This window comes from Gemmatimonas sp. (assembly GCF_044345575.1).
GTDB lineage: Bacteria > Gemmatimonadota > Gemmatimonadetes > Gemmatimonadales > Gemmatimonadaceae > Gemmatimonas.
On record NZ_JBIJAW010000186.1, the window covers coordinates 1 to 6,423 of the forward strand.

Below are 6,423 nucleotides of genomic sequence, written 5' to 3' on the forward strand. Positions count from 1 at the left end.
GAAGAGGAAAGTGAACGCTGTGTAGCAGATCGTCGTCACCGTCGGCTCCATGCCGCCCGTCGAGCTGGGCGTGGAGATGTACATCAGCAGCCCGTACAGGCCGAGCAGCGGCAGCACGGCCGCGGCAGCAACGAGGCTGAGGAGCTTGTTCGTGGACGGGGCGACTTTCGCAGGCATTGCGCTTCGGACAGGGGTGCGGAGCACCGGTGAACGGGAGGCGGAGACCGCCGACGGAAGAATACTAGACAGTCCGGTGGAGAACGGGGAGTGGGGGGAGGGGGTTCCGTCAGATGGTGCGTTTGGGCGGGGGGGGGTGGGGCGAGATCGGGGTGGGCGACTACCAGCAGACGGCAGACGGCAGGAAAAACAGCACGCAGTTTGGGAGGAATGCGGTACAACAACACGGGCGCCACCGCTTCGCGGGGCGCCCGATGTCCTTTGCTGTTCGGAAATCGGCAGCGGCGCGAAGCGCACGCTGCCGAGTTGTTCTTCCGAATTCCTCCCGTTCTGCGTGCTGTTTTTCCTGCCGTCTGCCGTCTGCTGGTAGTCGCCGTTACCAACCGCCGTTAGCAACCGCCGTTAGCAGCCGCCGTCACTCCTCCGCCTCGTACCGCTCCACCCCCGCCGCCGTGACCCGATGCGAAATGAGCGGCAGCGGCGGGTCCGCATCATCGGCGAGCCGGATGCTCGCCCGCAACGTGGCCCGCCCGGCCTCTACCCCCGCCGCATCGCGCGCGAAGATGGTGGCCAGCGGTTCGCCGACCCGCACCACATCACCGGGACGCGCCGTGATCACGAATCCCACCGCTGGGTCCACCGTGTCCTCCACCTTGGTGCGGCCACCGCCCATCGCCGTGATCCCCCGCCCGATGGCCCGCGGCTCCACCTGCGCCACCACGCCGTCGCGCGCGGCCACGAACAGCTCCACCTCGGCCGCCTGCGGCAGCAGGCCGGGATCGTCGACGACCGCAGGGTTTCCCCCCTGCGCTTCGATGATCGCCTGGAATTTCCGGGCGGCACGGCCGCTCGAGATGGCCACTTCCATGCGGCGTCGGGCCTCGTTCCTGGTCGCTGCCACCCCGCCCAGCACCAGCATTTCGGCGCCCAGCGCATAGGTCACGTCCATCAGGTCAGCCGGTCCTTCACCGCGCAGCGCGGCGATCGATTCCTCGACCTCCAACGCGTTGCCGCAGGCCCGCCCCAACGGACGGTCCATGGCCGTGAGCAACGCCACCACGGGACAGCCATGATCCGTCCCCAAGTCGATCATCGTGCGCGCCAAAGTGAGGCCGCGATCGAGCTCCGGCAGGAACGCCCCTGAGCCGTACTTCACGTCGAGCACCAACCCGGTCAGCCCCTCAGCCAGCTTCTTGGACATGATGCTGGCCGCGATGAGCGGGATGCTTTCCACTGTCGCGGTGGCATCGCGCAACGCGTACAGCTTGCGATCGGCCGGGGCGATCTCGCGGGTCTGTCCGATCAGGGCGCAGCCAATAGCTTCGAGCTGTTTGGTGGCTTGCGCCAGCGGCAGATCCGTGCGGAATCCGGGGATCGACTCCAGTTTGTCGAGGGTACCACCGGTGTGGCCCAACCCGCGCCCCGACATCATGGGAACGGCCACACCGCAGGCGGCGACCAGCGGTGCCAGCACCAGCGACACCTTGTCCCCCACGCCACCGGTGGAATGCTTGTCCACCCGGCCGAGGGTCAGGTGACTCAACTGGAGGGAGGAGCCACTCTCCAGCATGGCATTGGTGAGCGCCACGATCTCGTCACGGTCGAGGCCGACGAAAAAGATGGCCATCGCCAATGCGGCCATCTGATAGTCTGGCACTTCGCCCGCGGCATACTGATTCATAAGAGAGCGCCATTCGGCGGCGGTGATCCGTCCGCCATCGCGCTTCCGTTCGATCAACGTTCGAGCTTCCATACGTCATGCCAACCTACACCGCCATTCCCGTTGCTGCACGGTTCGTACGGCCGGCGCGCCTGCTGTGGCGTGCGGGGCTGCTGGGACTCGGGCTCGTGGTCATGGCGGCGCCCCATCGCGGGGTGCACGCGCAGATGGCGATGGCGAACGTGACGAAGTCAGGCGAACCGAGCACGTACCTCGAATTGTGGCAGGCGGCCGCCGCGGCGGTCGATCAGGGCGAGTTCGAACGCAACGAGGCCGTGCGCACGGCCCTGTATACGAAGGCCACGAATTACGCACGGCGTGCGGTGGCGCTTAACCCGGGGGATCCCGAGGGACACTTTCATCTCTCGCGCGCCATTGGCCGCACCGCGCTGGCAGCGGGACCGCGCGAGCGTGTGAAGTACGGTATCGAAGTGCGAGAGGAGGCATTGGCAGCCCTCAAGCTGGCGCCCCGCCACCCCGGTGCGCTGCATGTCATGGGTGTGTGGCACGCGGAAATCATGCGATTGAACGGGATCTCGCGCACCGTGGCCAGAGCGTTTCTCGGCGGGCAGGTATTCGGCACCGCCTCATGGGCCGAGGCGCTACGCCATCTCGAACTCGCCGTCGAGATCGAACCCGCCCGCCTGGTGCATCGACTCGATCTCGCGCGCATCTACCGCGACCTCGATCGCATAAATGACGCCCGCGCCGCGTACCGTGCGGCGATTGCCGCGCCGGCCTCCGATCCGAACGATGCGGTGTACCGGCAGCATGCCAACGACGAGCTCAAGAAGCTGCGGTAGCGGACGCTAAAGGCGCAGGGGCTACACGCGCACCCGATCGCGAACGTCCTGCGCGAGATCCCGACCGCGATCAACGCCACGACGGGCGAGCCGCCGGGCCCGGCGTTCGGCATCATCGCGCAGATCAGCCACGGCATCGCTGCCGCGTGCGTACAGGCGACGGGCCCCACGCCGCAGCTGGCGACGCGTATCCTCGCCGCTGGCCGGCGCCAGCAGGAGCGCGAGTCCGGCACCCAGTGTCGCGCCGAGGAGCATACCCAGCCCGAGTGCCAGACCATCGCGCCCGGCAGCATCCGGTGCGCGGTTGGCCGCGTGCTCGCGGTGATCACGGCGCGCGTAATCCCGCGCGAACGCCTCGCCGCGCTCGTCTTGCTCCCGCTCTCGCTCCCGCTCCAGCGCCTGCGCTTGTTCCTGGGCCCGCTCCTGCTCGTCGATATCAGTCCGGTGGTACATGGTGCCCTCCCGCGCAACGCGCGACGTGGTGAACCAACCGATGCGCCATAATTGCCCTCCGGCACCGCGTGCGCCGTGGGTAGATTCCCGACATGTCTGCCGTCCCGGATACCACGACACAGCGCGCCGCCGAGCTGAAGAGGGTGCTCGCCCGCGCGCAGTACGAGTACTACGTGCTCGATCAGCCCGCCCTCTCGGATCAGGAGTACGACCGCCTCTTCCGCGAACTGCAGGCCATCGAGGAGGCGTACCCCGGGGTGCGTGCGGATGATTCCCCCACACAGCGTGTGGGGGCGCCGGTGCAGTCGGCGTTCCAGCCGCACCGGCATCTCGTGCGCATGCTGTCGCTCGACAACGCGTTCGATCAAGGGGAACTCGAGGCGTGGGAACAGTCGATCGAGCGCGTGGTGGGCGATGCGATCCATCGCAGCGGCTACACAGTGGAACTCAAGATCGACGGCGCCGCCATCGCCCTCACGTACCGCGACGGCGTACTCGTGACGGCCACCACGCGCGGCGACGGCACCGAGGGCGAAGATGTCACGGCCAACGTGCGCACCATTCGTGGGGTGCCGTTGCGGCTCATGGGCAGCGGACATCCGCCGCTTCTGGAGATTCGCGGAGAGGTGTACCTGCCCTTCGCCGGCTTCGAACGCATGAACGAAGCGCGCGTCGCCGCCGGCGAGCCGGTGTACGTGAACCCGCGTAACGCGGCCGCCGGCAGCATGCGGCAGCTCGACTCGAGCATCACCGCGCAGCGCCCGTTGCGATTCTTCGGCTACGCCGCCGTGCTCCCCGATGGCGGCGTGCCGGCCAAATCGCAGTGGGAACTGCTCGAAACCCTGGCGTCGTGGGGCATTCCGGTCGCCCCGCACCGCGCCCGCTGCCACACCATCGCCGAAGCGACCGCGTGGGCGCACACCATCGAGCACGAGACGCGCGCGGTCCTGGGCTTTGCCATCGATGGTGGTGTGGTGAAGGTGAACGACATCGCGCTGCAGGACGAACTCGGCATTCGCAACGATCGCACACCGCGTTGGGCCGTGGCGCGCAAGTTCGCGCCGGACATGGCGGTGACCCGTCTCAACAAGATCGAGGTCAACGTGGGACGCACCGGGGTGCTCACACCGTTCGCGGTGCTCGAGCCGGTGGATGTGGGTGGCGCCACAGTGACGTATGCCTCACTGCACAACGCCGATCAGATCGCCGCGAAGGATCTGCGTGAAGGCGACTCAGTGCAGGTGGTGCGGGCGGGCGACGTGATCCCGTACGTGTTGGGCCCCGTGCCGGAGAAGCGCGACGGCACCGAGCGCCCGTGGCGCATGCCCGAGCTGTGCCCTCGCTGCGGATCGGAGGTCCGTCGGTTCGGCGACGACGTGGCGAGCTACTGCACCAACGTGGCATGCCCGGGGCGCCAGCTCGAGGGGCTCGTGCACTTCGCCGCGAAGGAGGCGATGGACATCGACGGCTTGTCGTACGCTCGCATCCAGCAGTTGCTGGACGCGGGCTACGTGCACGACGTGGCCGACCTGTACGACGTGACGGTGGAGCAGCTGGTCGCTCTCGATCGCTTCGGCCGGAAGAGCGCCGAAAATCTCGTGGCCGCCATCGCCGCCTCGAAGCAGCAGCCGCTCTCGCGCCTGCTCTTCGGCCTCGGCGTTCGCCATGTGGGAGCGCAGGCGGCGCAACTGCTGGCCAAGCAGTACGGCACCCTCGACGCCATGATGGCCGCGTCGCCGGCGCAGCTGGGCGAAGTGCGTGGCATCGGCGACATCATCGCCGCGAGTGTGGCCAGCTGGTTCGCCGACCCCACGGTGCAGGCGCTCATGGAACGCCTGCGCGGGCGCGGTCTACGACTCGACGAGCCCAATGCCGTGCAAGCCGACGGGCCCCTCACGGGCTTCACCGTGGTCATCACCGGGACGCTCCCCACACTCAGCCGTGGCGATGCCACGGCGCTGGTGGAGCGAGCGGGCGGGCGGGTCACGAGCAGCGTGTCGAAGAAGACGAGCTTCGTGGTGGCTGGCGAAGAAGCCGGCAGCAAGCTCGACAAGGCCCGGGAACTCGGGGTCGAGGTGATCGACGAGGCCGAACTGCGGCGGCGGACGGATGGCGGGCGGGAACAGACCGTCACAGCCGGGACGACTTGACGTGACGCCTCGAGACGGCGAGCGTCACGGAAGCATGAGCCCTGCCACCAGCCTTCCGCCTCGCATCGTATCGCTGCCGGTCGATTTCTTCGCCGGCCTGCGCCAGTCCGCCCTGGCCGCCCACGCCGGCGCTTCGGTCCTGCCCGTAGACGCGATTCGCGACGCAGGCTTCGCCGCGGGCCAGGCGCTCTACTCCCATTTCGCCACCTGGCTGGCGGAACAGGGCGAGTCGCATCCGGATCGCCTGTCGGATGAACGCTTCCCGTGGCTGCTCGAGGCGTACTTCCACAGCATCGGCTGGGGACGGGTGGAACTGCTGTCGCTGAGCGACGCCGTCATGGCGCTCGATGTGTCAGACTGGGGCGAAGCGCCCGAGTCTGCAGGCGGCTGCCTGGTGAGTACCGGGCTCTTTGCCGGCTTCTTCGGCCGGCTGGCCGACGCCCCTATGAGCGTGCTCGAAGTCGAGGCCTCCCATCAGGGCCCCGGCCGTGCGCGATTCCTGCTCGGCTCGATCGACGTGATGGGCTACGTGTGGGAAGCGATGGAGCGCGGCATTCCGTACGACCGCGCCGCCGCCTCCGCGTAACCGATCAGACGACCGGTTCCGTCACCAGCCCCACGTACTTCGGGTTCGGCCGCAGCTCGCCGTCCACGAAGAGCTCCCGGTCCCACGGCAGCACGATCATCGCTTGGGTCGAGAAGGCGTGATAATCGGGGGCGTAGCCTCCGGTGCGGATACTGACCGCCGTGCGCACCTCGCGCGCGCCCGCATTCACCACCGCGCCCACGGCGAGTCGCAGGGTCGCCCCCGACTCGCAGGTTTCGTCCACGATAAGCACGCGCTTGCCTCGCACGTCGGCCGGCGCGGCCCCAAACACCGTCGGCGTCTCGCGCACCTGATCGGCCTCGTACCGGCGCGAAATCAGAATCGAGTGGAACGGCAGGTCGAGAATGGCCGCCACGGCCGCACCGGGTACGACGCCTGCGGTCGCAATCCCCACGATGAGGTCCGGCATCCAGTCGCGCGCGACCCGGACAGCGAGGGCGCGTGAGAGCTCGCCGAACAACGGCCAATCGACAATGAGCACGCCCTTCGAGGGGTCAGGGGCATACGGCTGCG

Annotated in this window: 6 protein-coding genes; 3 read left to right on the plus strand and 3 right to left on the minus strand. The window is 68.2% G+C overall.

Going from position 1 to position 6,423, the window contains the following annotated elements:
- Positions 1 to 592: 592 nt before the first annotated feature.
- The gene (locus ACIQ6O_RS11120) at positions 593 to 1,930 is read right to left on the minus strand and encodes a thymidine phosphorylase (RefSeq protein ID WP_396207860.1); all 1,338 of its coding nucleotides are present in this window, start codon (positions 1,928 to 1,930) and stop codon (positions 593 to 595) included.
- A gap of 5 nt (positions 1,931 to 1,935) precedes the next feature.
- Between ACIQ6O_RS11120 and ACIQ6O_RS11125 the strand changes: the two genes are divergently transcribed.
- Positions 1,936 to 2,700, plus strand: a complete 765-nt coding sequence (locus tag ACIQ6O_RS11125; protein ID WP_396207861.1) for a hypothetical protein — start codon at positions 1,936 to 1,938, stop codon at positions 2,698 to 2,700.
- A gap of 21 nt (positions 2,701 to 2,721) precedes the next feature.
- On the opposite strand, the gene ACIQ6O_RS11130 is transcribed toward ACIQ6O_RS11125, so the two are convergent.
- Positions 2,722 to 3,153, minus strand: coding sequence for a YtxH domain-containing protein (locus ACIQ6O_RS11130; RefSeq protein WP_396207862.1), 432 nt, complete (start codon positions 3,151 to 3,153; stop codon positions 2,722 to 2,724).
- A gap of 92 nt (positions 3,154 to 3,245) precedes the next feature.
- Between ACIQ6O_RS11130 and ligA the strand changes: the two genes are divergently transcribed.
- Together ligA and ACIQ6O_RS11140 are read left to right on the plus strand one after the other, a co-directional pair.
- The gene (ligA, locus tag ACIQ6O_RS11135; protein WP_396207863.1) at positions 3,246 to 5,303 is read left to right on the plus strand and encodes an NAD-dependent DNA ligase LigA; all 2,058 of its coding nucleotides are present in this window, start codon (positions 3,246 to 3,248) and stop codon (positions 5,301 to 5,303) included.
- Between the two features lie 34 nt (positions 5,304 to 5,337).
- The gene (locus ACIQ6O_RS11140; protein WP_396207864.1) at positions 5,338 to 5,889 is read left to right on the plus strand and encodes a hypothetical protein; all 552 of its coding nucleotides are present in this window, start codon (positions 5,338 to 5,340) and stop codon (positions 5,887 to 5,889) included.
- Positions 5,890 to 5,893: 4 nt separating this feature from the next.
- Here ACIQ6O_RS11140 and ACIQ6O_RS11145 read toward each other — a convergent pair.
- The coding region (locus ACIQ6O_RS11145) for a phosphoribosyltransferase (RefSeq protein WP_396207865.1) at positions 5,894 to 6,423 on the minus strand (530 nt) is incomplete at its 5' end.